This window comes from Pseudomonas fluorescens, assembly GCF_902498195.1.
In the GTDB taxonomy this organism is placed as follows: Bacteria; Pseudomonadota; Gammaproteobacteria; order Pseudomonadales; family Pseudomonadaceae; genus Aquipseudomonas; species Aquipseudomonas fluorescens_BU.
Genome location: NZ_CABVIY010000004.1, coordinates 202828 through 216919, shown reverse-complemented (window position 1 = coordinate 216919; position 14092 = coordinate 202828). Strand labels below are relative to the sequence as shown.

Annotated in this window: 19 protein-coding genes; 7 read left to right on the top strand and 12 right to left on the bottom strand. The window is 59.7% G+C overall.

What is annotated here, in order from left to right:
* Positions 1 to 44 precede the first annotated feature (44 nt).
* Positions 45 to 257: a cold-shock protein gene (locus tag F8N66_RS16055; RefSeq protein ID WP_003179963.1), complete on the top strand. Its 213-nt coding sequence runs from the start codon at positions 45 to 47 to the stop codon at positions 255 to 257.
* Positions 258 to 328: 71 nt separating this feature from the next.
* On the opposite strand, the gene F8N66_RS16050 is transcribed toward F8N66_RS16055, so the two are convergent.
* Together F8N66_RS16050 and F8N66_RS16045 are read right to left on the bottom strand one after the other, a co-directional pair.
* Positions 329 to 649 carry an I78 family peptidase inhibitor gene (locus F8N66_RS16050; RefSeq protein ID WP_150771116.1) on the bottom strand — a complete coding sequence of 107 codons (321 nt, stop codon included), beginning with the start codon at positions 647 to 649 and terminating at the stop codon, positions 329 to 331.
* Positions 650 to 818: 169 nt separating this feature from the next.
* Positions 819 to 1124, bottom strand: a complete 306-nt coding sequence (locus F8N66_RS16045; RefSeq protein WP_150771115.1) for a hypothetical protein — start codon at positions 1122 to 1124, stop codon at positions 819 to 821.
* Between the two features lie 131 nt (positions 1125 to 1255).
* On the opposite strand from F8N66_RS16045, the gene F8N66_RS16040 reads away from it, so the two are divergent.
* A complete protein-coding gene (locus F8N66_RS16040) occupies positions 1256 to 1465 on the top strand; it encodes a hypothetical protein (RefSeq protein WP_150771114.1) in 210 nt (69 codons plus the stop codon).
* 4 nt (positions 1466 to 1469) lie between these two features.
* On the opposite strand, the gene F8N66_RS16035 is transcribed toward F8N66_RS16040, so the two are convergent.
* The 8 genes from F8N66_RS16035 to F8N66_RS16000 form a co-directional block, all read right to left on the bottom strand.
* Entirely contained in the window at positions 1470 to 2498 is a 1029-nt protein-coding gene (locus tag F8N66_RS16035; protein WP_150771113.1) for a nucleoside hydrolase, read from the bottom strand.
* 37 nt (positions 2499 to 2535) lie between these two features.
* Positions 2536 to 2940 (bottom strand): D-ribose pyranase, encoded by a 405-nt coding sequence (rbsD, locus tag F8N66_RS16030; protein ID WP_150771112.1) that lies wholly within the window; start codon positions 2938 to 2940, stop codon positions 2536 to 2538.
* A complete protein-coding gene (gene rbsK, locus F8N66_RS16025; RefSeq protein WP_150771111.1) occupies positions 2937 to 3854 on the bottom strand; it encodes a ribokinase in 918 nt (305 codons plus the stop codon). Before rbsK ends, rbsD begins: the two co-directional genes overlap by 4 nt.
* 23 nt (positions 3855 to 3877) lie before the next feature.
* Positions 3878 to 4897 carry a LacI family DNA-binding transcriptional regulator gene (locus F8N66_RS16020; RefSeq protein ID WP_150771110.1) on the bottom strand — a complete coding sequence of 340 codons (1020 nt, stop codon included), beginning with the start codon at positions 4895 to 4897 and terminating at the stop codon, positions 3878 to 3880.
* A gap of 3 nt (positions 4898 to 4900) precedes the next feature.
* Positions 4901 to 5878: an ABC transporter permease gene (locus F8N66_RS16015; protein WP_150771109.1), complete on the bottom strand. Its 978-nt coding sequence runs from the start codon at positions 5876 to 5878 to the stop codon at positions 4901 to 4903.
* Entirely contained in the window at positions 5875 to 7428 is a 1554-nt protein-coding gene (locus tag F8N66_RS16010; RefSeq protein WP_150771108.1) for a sugar ABC transporter ATP-binding protein, read from the bottom strand. Before F8N66_RS16010 ends, F8N66_RS16015 begins: the two co-directional genes overlap by 4 nt.
* A 55-nt stretch (positions 7429 to 7483) precedes the next feature.
* On the bottom strand, positions 7484 to 8437 hold the full coding sequence (locus F8N66_RS16005; RefSeq protein WP_150771107.1) for a sugar ABC transporter substrate-binding protein: 954 nt from the start codon (positions 8435 to 8437) through the stop codon (positions 7484 to 7486).
* A 198-nt stretch (positions 8438 to 8635) separates the two neighbouring features.
* Positions 8636 to 9073, bottom strand: a complete 438-nt coding sequence (locus F8N66_RS16000) for a hypothetical protein (RefSeq protein WP_150771106.1) — start codon at positions 9071 to 9073, stop codon at positions 8636 to 8638.
* A gap of 307 nt (positions 9074 to 9380) precedes the next feature.
* On the opposite strand from F8N66_RS16000, the gene F8N66_RS15995 reads away from it, so the two are divergent.
* The 3 genes from F8N66_RS15995 to F8N66_RS15985 all read left to right on the top strand — a co-directional run bounded on the left by F8N66_RS15995 (position 9381) and on the right by F8N66_RS15985 (position 11621).
* Positions 9381 to 10469 (top strand): asparaginase, encoded by a 1089-nt coding sequence (locus tag F8N66_RS15995; protein ID WP_150771105.1) that lies wholly within the window; start codon positions 9381 to 9383, stop codon positions 10467 to 10469.
* 188 nt (positions 10470 to 10657) lie between these two features.
* On the top strand, positions 10658 to 10927 hold the full coding sequence (locus tag F8N66_RS15990) for a DUF1654 domain-containing protein (protein WP_150771104.1): 270 nt from the start codon (positions 10658 to 10660) through the stop codon (positions 10925 to 10927).
* A gap of 4 nt (positions 10928 to 10931) precedes the next feature.
* The gene (locus tag F8N66_RS15985; protein ID WP_150771103.1) at positions 10932 to 11621 is read left to right on the top strand and encodes an endonuclease; all 690 of its coding nucleotides are present in this window, start codon (positions 10932 to 10934) and stop codon (positions 11619 to 11621) included.
* 54 nt (positions 11622 to 11675) lie between these two features.
* Here the strand turns inward: F8N66_RS15985 and F8N66_RS15980 are convergent, their stop codons facing one another.
* Entirely contained in the window at positions 11676 to 12041 is a 366-nt protein-coding gene (locus F8N66_RS15980) for an SPOR domain-containing protein (protein ID WP_150771102.1), read from the bottom strand.
* A 250-nt stretch (positions 12042 to 12291) separates the two neighbouring features.
* Here F8N66_RS15980 and csrA point away from each other — a divergent pair, with 250 nt between their 5' ends.
* Positions 12292 to 12492, top strand: coding sequence for a carbon storage regulator CsrA (gene csrA / locus F8N66_RS15975; protein ID WP_128608931.1), 201 nt, complete (start codon positions 12292 to 12294; stop codon positions 12490 to 12492).
* 127 nt (positions 12493 to 12619) lie between these two features.
* On the opposite strand, the gene F8N66_RS15970 is transcribed toward csrA, so the two are convergent.
* A complete protein-coding gene (locus F8N66_RS15970) occupies positions 12620 to 13075 on the bottom strand; it encodes a DUF2214 family protein (protein WP_150771101.1) in 456 nt (151 codons plus the stop codon).
* A 240-nt stretch (positions 13076 to 13315) separates the two neighbouring features.
* Between F8N66_RS15970 and F8N66_RS15965 the strand changes: the two genes are divergently transcribed.
* Complete coding sequence (locus tag F8N66_RS15965) at positions 13316 to 14068, top strand: carbonic anhydrase (RefSeq protein ID WP_150771100.1); 753 nt, start codon at positions 13316 to 13318, stop codon at positions 14066 to 14068.
* Positions 14069 to 14092 lie beyond the last annotated feature (24 nt).

The window sequence follows — 14092 nt, the reverse complement described above, 5'->3', positions numbered from 1 at the left end:
GCAGCACAGTACTACTGAAAATATAAGTTTCTTGGAGATACACCATGTCTAATCGCCAAACCGGCACCGTTAAATGGTTCAACGATGAAAAAGGCTTCGGCTTCATCACTCCTCAAGGTGGCGGTGACGACCTGTTCGTACACTTCAAAGCTATCGAAAGCGACGGTTTCAAAAGCCTGAAAGAAGGCCAGACCGTTTCCTTCGTGGCTGAGAAAGGCCAAAAGGGTATGCAAGCTGCTCAAGTTCGCCCAGAGTAATTTCCAGGCGCGCTAAAAAAACCCCGTCCATGTGACGGGGTTTTTTATGGGTAACGCAAAAGCCCGAGCGATCAGCCGCAGTTGACGCGCGTGACGACCCGATTGGCATCGGTATTCAGGTTCAGACGGTCAGAGCGGTATTCCAGCGTCACCATGTCGTTAGGCTGAAGGAAGCGCGCATTCTGTGCGCCGGCACGTGTACGCGCCTGCTCCAGCAATTCGGGCGAAGCCTGTTTGCCAATGGTGAACTCGGCGGCTTTGGCCTCGCAACGGCTGTGACCTGTGTCAGTCGTCGTAACAGGGTCTGTTGTCGATTCGGTGTCGGCAGTGCTGCAACCGGACAGCATGGCAACGGCCAACAGAGTACCCAATGACGCGAACTTCCAAGGCATGAAGCCTCCTTTTTTCTAGAGTTGAGCTGAGATCGTGCGACCGCCATTGCGGCGTTTGGTTTCACAAGGAGAACTGACGACCTGTTCTCACGTTACAAAACAATCGGCCAGTTTGCCTGAGCATCGCCCGGCCCTTCATCACTCAATCGTGACTGAATATGAACAATGCTTAGTAGACGTCTATATAGTCGAAAGCCGGTTTTGGCCAGTTCTGCTTCAGAGCATTGAAGATCTGCATGACCCAGACCTCGTCACTGGCCGCGACCCGCCCGACATAACCGGACCCCTTGGCCCAGGTTTCCAGGCGAAACAGCAACCCGTCGATATCGGTGCCGCCCACGACTCCCGAAGAAATATAGGCGATGCCGCCGCGGGTCACACGCAATTGCGTGTGCTGATCGTCGCTGGCGGACGCCAGGAGCTGACGCACGGCTTCAAGGGTCAGGCCATCAGGGGTGTTCAGATCGATCTGCACAGCGCAGTCCTTGAAAAGTCCTCAAAGACCAAGTGTCGCATAGCCTTCCACTCATGCCTAAGTCGGAGTGCCAAAAGCGCGGCAAAATGGTTAACTCCTCGCTCGAACTCTCCGACTGCACGAGCGCCATCATGACCACCGTAAGCATTGACGCCGACATCAAAGCCAAGTGGCCAGAAGGTCACAGCTCCTACAGCCCCGGCAGCCCGGAAGAACTCGCAATCATCGGCATCGATCTGCTGGTCAAGGAACTGGGCACCGAGGCCGCTCAATCGTTCATCGAGCAGATTTTCGAAAAGTACCCGACGAACCACGGCGCCGGGCATCCGGAAACAGCGTAGCCGCCTACTTCAGCCGCGCCAATCGCTCGGTCAGCAGATCAAAGAAGCCCTGGGCATCACCGCTCTCAACCCAGAAGGCATTCTTCGGCGCCTTGAGGCCGTCGTACCAGTCGACAATGGTCTGGCCAAAGGTCGGGCCTTCGCCGCTGTCCACCACCACGTTCACCGCCCGTCCGCTGAACAGCTGCGGCTTGAGCAGATAGGCGATGACTGTCGCGTCATGCACCGGACCACCCGGGATCCCGTAGTGCTCCATGTCGGCCTTGATGTAGTCATTCAGAATATCGACCACCAGCTTGCTGGCGTTGTTGTTCAACGCGGCAATCTTGTGCAGGCGCGCGTCGCTGGTGAGGATCTTGTGAGTGACGTCCAGCGGCAGGTAGGTCAGTTTCACACCACTGTTGAGCACCACCTCGGCCGCGTGCGGATCGGCGAACAGGTTGAACTCTGCCACGGGCGTAATGTTGCCACCGTTGAAGTGCGCACCGCCCATGATCACCACTTCCTTGATGCCCTGGACGATGTCCGGCTCCTGGATCAACGCCAATGCCAGGTTGGTCTGCGGTCCCAGCATGGCGATGGTGATGCTGTGGGGCTTGGCCGCCATCAGGGTGTCGATCAGGTACTCGACCGCGTTGCCTTCGGCCAGGCCTGCCTTCGGCTCATGGACTGTGATGCCGGACAGCCCTTCCTTGCCATGGATGTCCTCGGCATAGATGGGTTTGCGCATCAGCGGCTTCTTCGCGCCGGCGTAGACCGGCACCTCCTCGCGCCCTGCCCACTCGCGAGCCAGTCGCGCATTACGCGACGTCTTGTCCAGGCGCACGTTGCCGGCGACGGTGGTCAACGCGCGGATGTTCAGCTCCTGCGGCGATGCCAGCGCAAACAGTAAGGCAACCACGTCGTCGGCACCGGGGTCGGTGTCGATGATCAAGTCGATTTTTTCCGCCCCATGGGCGCCGGTTGCAGTAATCACGGACACAAGCAGCAGGCTCCGAAGCAGATGAGGCAGTTGGCGGGCAACACGATACATGGCGCACTCCTTGTGCAAGGTCATGAATTGGAACGAGTCAGAACGTCACCCCGGCGACCAGCACGATATTGCAGTACGGCTGGCATTCACCGGTCCGCACAATCGCCCGGGCCGTGCGGCTGAGCACTTTGAATTGTTCATGGCTGAGCAACTCGCGCTGCCCCAGCACACCTTCGGCATTCAGCTCATCCAGCGCCAGCAGCGCCGACGGCTTTTTCTCCAGAATCTCCTGGGCCAGCACATGGCTTTCAACCTGCATTTCGCTCAGCACCACCTTCAACGTGCTGATGAAATCGGGAATGCCATGGGTCAGGGCCAGGTCGATCAGTTCGACGCCGGGCGGCACGGGCAGTCCCGCGTCGCCGATCACCACGGTATCGCCATGCCCCAGGGACGCGATCAGCCGCGACAGTGCAACGTTGAGCAAAGGGGTCTTTTTCATGGTCTGTTGAACGCCTGCACTTCGGACAAGGTAGGAATCGAGGGCTGTGCGCCGGCCCGGGTGACCGACAGGGCTGCGGCGACCTGTCCGAAACGGATCGCTTCGGCTTCGCTTTTACCGCCCGCCAATGCCGCGGCAAAACCACCGACGAACGTGTCACCCGCCGCCGTGGTGTCGACCGCCTTCACGGCCGAGGCGGGGAAGTGCTCGAAGCGTTGGCCATCGGCAAACAGCGAGCCCTCGGCACCGAGGGTAATGATCACCTTGCCGGCGCCCATTTCGATCAGGCGGCTCGCCGCGTCTTGCGCGCTTTGCCGGGAATCCACCGGCAACCCGGTCAGGGCCGACGCTTCACTTTCGTTGGGAATCAGGTAATCGATGTTCGCGTACCAGTCTGCTGGCAATGGACGGCTGGCGGGTGCCGGATTGAGGATCACGGTCTTGCCCAGCTCACGACCGCGCTGGAGCGCATGGCCCACCGTGGCATCCGGCACTTCCAGCTGGCAAATGATCACATCGGCGGATTGCAGGACCGCATCGACGCAGCCGATCAGCGCGGGCGTCAGTGCACCGTTGGCGCCGGCAACGATCACGATGGCGTTCTGGCTGTTGTCGTCGACCACAATCAACGCCACGCCGCTGGAACCGTCCACCGTGCTGACTGCCTGACAATCGATCCCCTCGGCCAACAAGGCCCCGCGCAACGCTTGGCCATAGGCATCGTCGCCCACACAACCGACCATCGACACCTGCGTCCCCAGACGCGCGGCGGCCACGGCCTGGTTGGCCCCCTTGCCACCGGAAACGGTGGCAAACGACTGGCCGATCAGGGTTTCACCACCCCGTGGCAGCCGCGGCGCGCGGGTCACCAGGTCCATGTTCAGACTGCCTATCACCACTACTTTTGCTGACATTCATTGCTACTCATTCATTCAATTTAGCGGTACTCGGCGAATACACCGGCCAGCGGTGCCGTCGATTCCCGCATGACGATGCTTGGCGTCACGATTCGTTGTTCGGTGGCCAGGTCCGGCGTGGCAATCCTGCGCAGCAACACTTCGGCGGCCATCTCGCCGAGTTGCAGGATCGACTGGCCGACGGTGGTCAATGCCGGGTAGACGTAGCGGCTCATCTGGATGTCGTCGAAGCCGATCACCGACAGCTCCGTCGGTACGCGCACGTTGCGCTCGGCGGCAGCGCGCAGCACGCCGATGCCGATCATGTCGTTGGCGGCGAAGATGGCGCTGGGCGGGTTGCGCTCTAGCAGGGTCGCGGCGGCGTTGTACCCGCCAGTGCTGGTGAAGTCGCTTTCCAGCATGCGCTCGACCGGCACCCGGACGCCTGCGTCTTTCAACGCTCGGCAAAAACCGGCCAGACGCATTTGCGCCACGCTGGTGGTCGCCGGGCCGCTGATGGTGGCGATATCCCGATGCCCGAGTTCCAGCAGATGCCGGGTCGCCAGGTAGGCCCCGTATTCGTGATCGATGCGCACCAGGTCCGCATCGACGCCTTCCAGCCCGCGGTCGACGATCACCATCGGCGTGCGCACACCCGACAAGCCCTGCGCCAACCCGCTGTCGCCGCCCGCCGACGCAACGATCAGCCCGTCGATGCGTTTTTCCAGCAGCACGCGCAAGTAGCTGCGTTGTTTGTCCGGGTTGTCGTCGGAGTTGCAGAGGATCACGCAATAACCGTTGCGCTCGCAGTAATCCTCGATGCCACGGGCCAGTTCGGCAAAGTAAGGGTTGAGGCTATTGGGCACCAGCAAACCGATGGTGGCCGTGGTCTTGGCCTTGAGCGAGCGGGCCACGGCGCTGGGCACGTAGTCCAGGGTCTTGATTGCCGCCTCGACCTTGATCCGCACTTCTTCACTGACCGGTCGGGTCTTGTTCACCACGTGGGAAACCGTGGTGTAGGAAATCCCCGCAAGGGCTGCCACATCTTTGATCGTTGCCATGATTCAGGTCCGCCGGCTTGCGCGTTGACTGCGGTAGGTGTCGAGCACCACCGCGACCACGATCACCGCGCCGGTGATGATGCGTTTGGTCGGCTCGGTGGCGCCGATCTGCGCCAGGCCGGCGGCCAATACGGAAATGATCAAGACGCCGAAGAACGTACTGATCACCGAGCCACGCCCGCCCATGAGGCTGGTGCCGCCGATGACCACCGCAGCGATCACTTGCAGCTCCAGCCCGGAGCCGGCGTTCGGGTCAGCCGCTTCCAGGCGTGAAATCTGAAACAGCGCGGCGATCCCGGCCAGCAACCCCATCAGGCTGAACACCAGGATTTTGTAAGGCTTGGGATTGATGCCGGCCAGTCGTACCGCTTCTTCGTTGGTGCCGATACCGATCAGGTAGCGACCGAACACGGTGCGGGTCAATACCGCCTGGGCGATGAAAATGATCAGCAAGGCAATGATGAACGACGGCGAAATCCCGAAGGCGATCGGGTTGGACAACCAGGCAAAGGCATCGCCGATGTAGGCCGTGCGCGAGCCGGTCATCTGATACGCCACGCCGCGGGCCATTTCCAGCACGCCCAGGGACACGATGAACGAGGGAATACGCCATGCCACGGTGATCGAGCCGGTGATGGTCCCCGCCAGCGCAGCCGCGGCCATGCCGAGCAACGCCGCCGGCAGGACGCTCCAGCCCCAGCCGAGAATCGCCACGCTGACCGTCGAAGCCGCGAGCGCCAGCACCGAGCCCACCGACAGGTCGATGCCACCGATGATCAACACGAACGTCATGCCGACCGCCAGCACCATCAGGTCCGGGATCTGGTTGGCCAACGTACTGAAGGTGTCGTAAGACAGAAAATGGCTGCTCAGGATCGAGAACAGCACGACCATTGCCAGCAAGGCGCCGGCCAGGCCCAGATAAGTGCCGAGGCCATAAAAGTTGCCGCTGCGTTTGCCGGCCAATGATGCGGTTTTCATGGAAGATCCCTAGGCGCCGCTTCGTTGAGCAGCGCATCACGTTTTTGGTAGCCGGCAAATGCGGCGGCAAGCAAATCATCCTGGGTCCAGCTGTCGCGTTCGAAGGTGTCGATCAGACGCCCCGCCGACAACACGCCGATGCGGTCGCAGATCAGCATCAATTCGCGCAGGTCGCTGGACACCACCACCAGCGCCTTGCCCTGTCGAGTCAGCTCACCGAGCAGCGCATAGATGTCGAACTTGGCGCCGACGTCGATGCCCCGGGTCGGCTCGTCGAACAACAGCACCGAGCAGTCGCGTTCCAGCCAACGACCGATCACCACTTTCTGCTGGTTACCGCCAGACAGTTCGGACACCAATTGTGTCGGGCCGGAGCTGCGGATGTGCATGGCATCGATCTGTCGCCGGGCCAGCGCCGCCTCGTCACCCTGATTGACGAAACCGCCGCTGGAAATGCCGGGCATGTTGCCCAGCGCAATATTGGCGCCGATCGATTGCGTCAGCAGCAAGCCTTCACCCTTGCGGTCTTCGGTGATCAGGGCGATGCCGTGACCGACCGCATCCACCGGTGAACGAATGCTGACGACCTGCGCGGGCGAACCCAGCGCCACCGTGCCGCTGTCCGCTGTATCGGCGCCGAAGATCAGGCGCAGCAGTTCGGTGCGCCCTGCCCCAATCAGCCCGGAAATGCCGAAAATCTCGCCGGCGCGCACTTCGAAGGACACGTCCCGGACCTTGTCGGCGCGGGTCAGGCCCTTGACCGTCAACGCCGGCGCGCCGATGTTGCGCAGCCCCATGTCGATGTGTTCGCCCAGCTCCCGGCCGACCATCAAGGTGACCAGTTGCTCGCTGTTGTAATTGGCCATCGGCTCGACGCACACCAGATTGCCGTCACGCAGCACCGCAATGCGCTGGGCGACCCGGGCCAGCTCTTCGAGGCGATGGGAGATATAGATGATCGACACACCACGGGCCTGCAGGCGAGTGATCTGCTCGAACAGCATTTCGACTTCACGGGACGTGAGCATCGCAGTCGGTTCGTCGAGGATCAGCACATGGCAATCGCCGATCAGGTTACGGGCGATCTCGACCATTTGCTGGTGACCGATGCCAAGCTCGCCGACCAGGGTGTCCGGATCGATCGCATCCAGCCCGACCTGCGCCATGGCTTCGATCGCAGCCTTGCGCAGCTGCTTGCGACTGATCCAGCCACCGTGGCTTGGCAGGTTATCGAGAAACAGGTTTTCCGCCACCGACAGGGTCGGCAGCAGGTTGAGTTCCTGCATGACCATGCGGATGCCCAGGTCTTCAGCCTGGGTCCGGCTGCCGGGGCGATAATCCTGCCCCTGGAACTGCATCTGGCCAGTGGTCGGCGTGACCAGCCCGCCAATGATCTTCGACAGCGTGCTCTTGCCGGCACCGTTCTCGCCGGTCAGCGCCAGCACTTCACCGCGCATGAGCGTCAGGTCGATGCCGGTCAGGACCGGTTGGGCGTAGGTCTTGCCGATACCGCTGACCGAGAGGACAGCGTTCGGAGCGCGAACGGACATAAAAACTCTCCATGCGCTCGCCCGGACAGGCGAGCACCGTTGTGTCGCCAGAGGATTACTGGGTAACCAGCTCTACCGGCGTCTCGATCACGCCGTTGGCGCTGTCGACTTTTTCGCCCTTGATGATTTTCAGCGCCGTCTCGATACCGAACACCGCCTGTTTGGCGGCGAACTGATCGGCGGTGGCCAGCACGCGGCCGTCCTTGAGCATCGGTTTGATGGCGTTGATGTTGTCGTAACCGACCACTTGCACCTTGCCAGCCTTGCCGGCGGCACGCACGGCAGACACGACACCCACCGCCATGCTGTCGTTACCGGCCAGCAGGGCTTTCACTTCTGGATACTCACTGAGTATCGAGGCAGCCACTTTGTTGCCTTTGTCGATCTCCCAGTCACCGGACTGCACGGACACCACCTTGATCTGCGCGGCTTCCATTGCATCCTTGAAACCCGCGGTGCGGGCTTGCGCGTTGGTGGTGGTCGACACGCCTTCGATGATGCCGACTTCGTCACCGGCCTTGAGCTGCTTGGCCAGATATTCGCCGACCATGCGCGCACCTTTGCGATTATCCGGGCCTACGAAGGGGACACTGATGTTTTTGCTTTTGACGACAGCAGGATCCAGCTGATTGTCGATGTTGATAACGGTAATACCGGCGTCCATGGCTTTCTTGATGACCGGTACCATGGCTTTGGAGTCAGCCGGCGCGATGACCAGCGCATTAACTTTGGCCAGGATCATTTGCTCGACGATGCGCGTCTGGCCAGCGGTGTCCGTTTCGTCCTTGATCCCGTTGGAAATCAATTCGAATTCGTCGGCGTGGTCTTTCTGGTAGGCCTTGGCGCCGTCTTCCATGGTCAGGAAAAATTCGTTGGCCAGGGATTTCATCACCAGTGCGACTTTGGGCTTTTCCGGGGACTCGGCGAAAGCCGACGAGACAGGCAGCGTGACGGATGCGGCCGCCAGCATAGCGACAGCGAGAAGACGTCCAGCGAATGGCAGCTTCATGGGTTCACTCCGATCTTATGATTATTGTGAGCAACGCTTGCGCAAGAATAAGCCGGGGGCGATCGACGATGGATTTTATCTACCGAAAATGCCACGCAAACGTTTGCGAGATCGAACTATGCGAACCTTGTCAAAATTTGTCAACGACCGGAAAGCGCCTTCCCAGAATCGAAGAGTGAACAAAACGGACGGTTTCAGTCACGCCGTCGTACTGATCACGTTACCAGTGGCGGCGGCGCTGGTCAGTTCCTTCGCCAGGGCGGCGGCTACTTGCGACAGGGCGGCTGAGGTACTGGCGATCTGACTTTGAATGGCCATGACCGCCGTCGCCTTGGCTTCCGGGGTCGGGAATTCCTTGGCTTGCGTGGCTGCCAGTTGCTGCTGCTGTTCGCGCAGAAGTTGTTGCAACTCCTGCATACGCTTGAGCAGCGTCTTCACCGTAATGCTCTGACCGCCACCGCTTTCGGTTTCAGAACCGCGAACGCCGCCAAGACTGACGGCCTTTTTCTCGCCCTCCTCCAGGCCCAGGCGCTGGCCGGCCGTGTCAGACGCCGCTTCATTCAATGCTTCGACAGCTGCCGGCGGTTTGCCGCCGATGTTGATCACGGATGCGCTTGGAAAACCGACAGCCGACATGTGAACTCCCTGAATTAAAGATTCCTCAGAAGAGATCGACCTGCGCACAGGTTTCTTTAGCGCCGATTCACGACACGGCTTTCGGCTAGCCGAACGCGAAAATGACAGACAGTCGGAAAGCCGGACACACCACACGGCACAACTTGTTTAAATATCTAAACAAATCAGCAGATTAAACGTTTTTCTCAACGCGCATCATGACTGGTACAGATCCTGCTCCTCTCTCCAGCACCCCATTCGTCCAGATTCGTTTGGGGCGCTTCTAGATGAACCTGCATCAGCACCGTTATCCCTAGAGAGAAAAATAATGACATCTGCTATCAAGACTTTCGTTCCGGGCGCCTTGGCCCTCCTGCTGCTCCTGCCCACTGCCCTCCAGGCAAAAGAAGTCGAAACCCGGCAAAAACTGGCAAACGTAGTCATCCTGGCCACCGGCGGCACCATTGCCGGCGCGGGTGCCAGCGCCGCCAACAGTGCGACCTATCAGGCGGCGAAAGTCGGCGTCGACAAATTGATCGCTGGCGTCCCGGAACTCAGCCAAGTGGCCAATGTTCGCGGCGAGCAAGTCATGCAGATCGCCTCCGAAAGCATGACTAATGACAACCTGCTGCAACTGGGCCGCCGGGTGGCCGAACTCGCCGATAGCGACGACGTCGATGGCATCGTGATCACCCACGGCACCGACACCCTGGAGGAAACCGCCTACTTCCTGAACCTGGTGGAAAAAACCGACAAGCCGATCATCGTTGTCGGCTCCATGCGTCCCGGCACGGCCATGTCGGCCGACGGCATGCTGAACCTGTATAACGCCGTGGCCGTGGCCGGTAGCCAGGAAGCCCGCGGCAAAGGCGTGCTGGTGACCATGAACGATGAAATCCAGTCGGGTCGCGACGTCAGCAAAATGATCAACATCAAGACCGAGGCGTTTAAAAGTGCCTGGGGCCCGCTCGGGATGGTGGTCGAAGGCAAATCCTACTGGTTCCGCCTGCCAGCCAAGCGCCACACCCTGGATTCGGAATTCGACATCAAGACCATCAAGAGCCTGCCAGACGTGGAAATCGCCTACTCCTATGGCAACGTCAGCGACACGGCTTACAAGGCGCTGGCACAAGCGGGCGCCAAAGCCATCATCCACGCCGGTACCGGCAACGGTTCGGTGTCCTCGCGGGTGGTTCCAAGCCTGCAGGCCTTGCGCAAGGACGGGGTGCAAATCATTCGTTCTTCCCACGTCAATGCCGGTGGCTTCGTACTGCGTAATGCCGAACAGCCTGACGATAAATACGACTGGGTCGTGGCGCATGACCTGAATCCGCAAAAAGCGCGCATCCTGGCCATGGTCGCGCTGACCAAGACCAACGACAGCAAAGAATTGCAGCGCATGTTCTGGGAATACTGATTCGCCTTCGCCCGAGCGATTCCGGTCGGGCATCGTTTTGACCACTCGCCAACCTTGGCGAGTGGTTCTCACACCCTCCCCGCCTGACAAAAAAAGGGGCCTCGTCCTACACCAAACAGCAAAAGTCGCTGTCAGAGGATTTTCTTGAATTTTAAGCAGTTGCGAAAAAGCCTACAGTTAAATACTGTATGCACGTACAGCTTAATAAGGATAATCCTGTGGACACCACCTCCGCCTCACTCGACGCCTATGTCCGCATGGGCCTGCGCGTTCAGAAAATCATCAACTCCCCCACCGCTCAAAAAGCCAAGGCCGCCCTGATTTTCCGTCTTCCGGACGAGCCCGTGGATGAATGGGAGCGATTGCTCGAAGAAATCGATGAAAACGACAACGTCACCCTCGCCTATCGCGACGATGGCGGCGTGCAGGTTTTCTGGGTTGTGCCGAAGGAAGACTGAGTCAATGAGTGTCCGTTGTTTTGCCTTGCTGTTTTTGTTGTTCGCCATGGGCGCCCAGGCCGACGCACCGCGCACGTTCAATGAAGCCAAGAAAGTTGCCTGGAAGCTGTACGCGCCCCAATCCACCGAGTTTTATTGCGGCTGCAAATACACCGGCAACCGGGTGAACCTCGCAGCCTGCGGGTATGTGCCGCGTAAAAATGCCAAGCGCGCTGCCCGTATCGAGTGGGAACACATTGTCCCGGCCTGGCAGATCGGCCATCAGCGTCAGTGCTGGCAGGAAGGCGGCCGCAAGCAGTGCACGCGCTACGACCCCGTTTACCAGACTGCCGAAGCCGATCTGCATAACCTGGTGCCCAGCATCGGTGAGGTGAATGGTGATCGCAGCAACTTCAGTTTCGGCTGGCTGCCCGAACAATCGGGTCAATATGGCTCGTGCCTGACCCAGGTCGACTTCAAGGCGAAGAAGGTGATGCCTCGCCCGTCCATTCGCGGCATGATCGCCCGGACTTATTTCTACATGAGCAAGCAGTACGGGTTGCGCTTGTCGAAACAGGACCGGCAACTGTATGAAGCCTGGGACAAAACCTACCCGGTGCAGGCCTGGGAACGTCAACGCAACCAGAGCGTGGCGTGCGTCATGGGGCGCGGCAACGAGTTTGTCGGCCCCGTCGACATGAAAACCTGCGGCTGAGCGACCGCTGCAAACACCAAGGCCTCGGGTTCATCCCCCGAGGCCTTGGCGTTTCTAGCCACTGACCGGACGTTCCAGCACCAGCAGCTCGATGTTCTGCTTCTTCGCCTTGATGATGGCCGCGCCCACTTCCGCCTGCTTGGCCTCGGCTTCGGCTTTCGAATTGAACGGCCCCATCAGTACGCGGACCTTGCCGTTTTCCCGGACGACACTGGACATGAAATTATGTTCGATCAACCAGCCGCTGAGGTCGCTGACGGCCTGGGGGGTTTCACCCCGCACTTCCAGATCCCATTGCGGCGCCGATGCCTGCGCAGGTGCGGCCACCGCTGCTGGCGCAGGCTTTGGCACCTCGACACGCTTGCCTTCACCGCATCCCGCCAGCGCCAGTACTGCCATTACCCAAACCATTTTGCGCACAACGATTCCCTCTGAAGGCTTAAAGTGCGGATTTTAACACTCATGAATACTTCCCGAGTGCCGCAAAATGGGCGCAAAACAACGAGAATGATGGTGACGGCCTCTGTATAGTTACGCCTTGGGAATTAATGCAGCATCTGCGCGTCAGAAAGAGGCACCCAAAACTTGAGACTTCGCACTAATCTATACATACCACCGACCTCTGCACTGTCCGAATCAGGTGCCCCACAAAGCAATCAAGGAGAAGACCATGCTGATACTCACCCGCAAAGTCGGTGAAAGCATAAACATTGGTGATGACATTACGATCACCATCCTCGGCGTAAGCGGCCAGCAAGTCAGGATCGGCATCAACGCTCCGAAAGACGTCGCGGTGCATCGCGAAGAGATTTATCAGCGCATTCAGGCAGGCCTCACCGCCCCGGCAAAACCGCAAACACCTGAATCCTGATGCAGTCAGTAGCCAGCCCGTTCGCTCCGGGACGAAGGCTGGCTAAAGATTCGTGCAACAACGCTCCCAGCTTCAGTCGCTCGCCCCACCGTCGGCCACCTCATCACCCTTGGCTGGTCACTCGCGACTAACCAAACGTCACCCCCCGCGCCATGCCCGTGGCCGCAACGACCATCAGCAGCATCAATAGCGCTTCGACATGACTGATCCGTGCAAACAGCGTCGCGCGCCCGGTATCGATCGCCTGGCCACGGGCGAGCGCCACCCGCCATTTGATCAGCGTGACCATCGGCGCCACCTCAAGCAGCAGGATCAGGACGAAAAACGTCATCTTGAGGTGGAACAGCGGCTGGTGCAGGTAGTACTCGGTTCCTTTTTCGTACCCGCCAAAGGCTCTCATTCCACCGGTAACCAGCAGGACAAGCGCACAAATGCCCCAAAGGTTATCCGCAACCAACACGTTGCGCGCCTCCCCAGTGCCGACGGCCAGGCGCCGCAAGTTCGTACCGCGCGCCAGAACCGCCCACAACCCGAGGCCAAAGGCCAATAGGTGAACCGCCGCCAGCAGCCAGTGAGTCAGCATCAAGAAACTCCAGTCAGGAAGAAATAAAAACAACCTGTCAGTAGTAGCCCAGGAATCAATGGTTTGCACCCGCCTCACGGCTCGTCACACACGGGATCGCGCGCCACCGAGCTGCTGCTGCAGCCAGCGCGAACCATAACCTTGCAGACCGACTAGACTATCTCGTTCCAGTGCCGCAGGTGCCTGCGGACACTCTCCCAATAGCTGTCATTCCCACCGAATTGAACTGAGTACACAACCATGTGTGAATCCTGCGATTCAAACTCTGTTTCAAAAATGAATGATCGTCGTCACTTTCTTCGTCTTGCCGGATTAGGAGCCGGCGCCCTTCTACTGGCGGGTGTATGGCCCGGCCGGCCTGTTCAGGCAGCGCAAACAGACTCCGCGCCGCCCAAACCGAAAAACGTCATCAGTCCGGATGAGGCACTCAAAAGGTTGATGGCCGGTAATGAGCGCTACGTCAGCGGCAACTCCGAGACGCACGACTTCAAGGACGAACGTGAAGCCCTGGTTTCCGGCCAGAACCCCTTCGTGGCGGTCCTGAGTTGTTCCGACTCGCGCATCGCCCCCGAGTACGCGTTCGATACCGCACGCGGCGATCTTTTCGCCATTCGCGTGGCTGGCAACTTCGTCACCGATGAAGGTTTGGCGAGTATCGAGTACGGAGTCGCCGTGCTGGGCGCGCCGCTCATCCTGGTATTGGGGCATGAAAGTTGCGGCGCCATCGAGGCCGGCATAAAAGCCGTGAAAGATCACACAGTGTTCCCCGGGAAGATCCCGAAACTGACTGACGCACTCAAGCCGGCTATCGAGAGCGTGATCAAGCAACCCGGGGACCTGGTAGAAAACGCGACTGTGCAAAACGTCAAAAACTCGGTCGACGTCCTCAAGAAAGCCACACCCTTGCTCACTGACGCGCTCGGCAAGGGCAAGCTGAAAATCGTAGGAGGTATCTACCGCCTGGCAACCGGTAAAGTCGAACTGATTGCCTGAGCCGAGTGAAAGAGCCGTATGCGA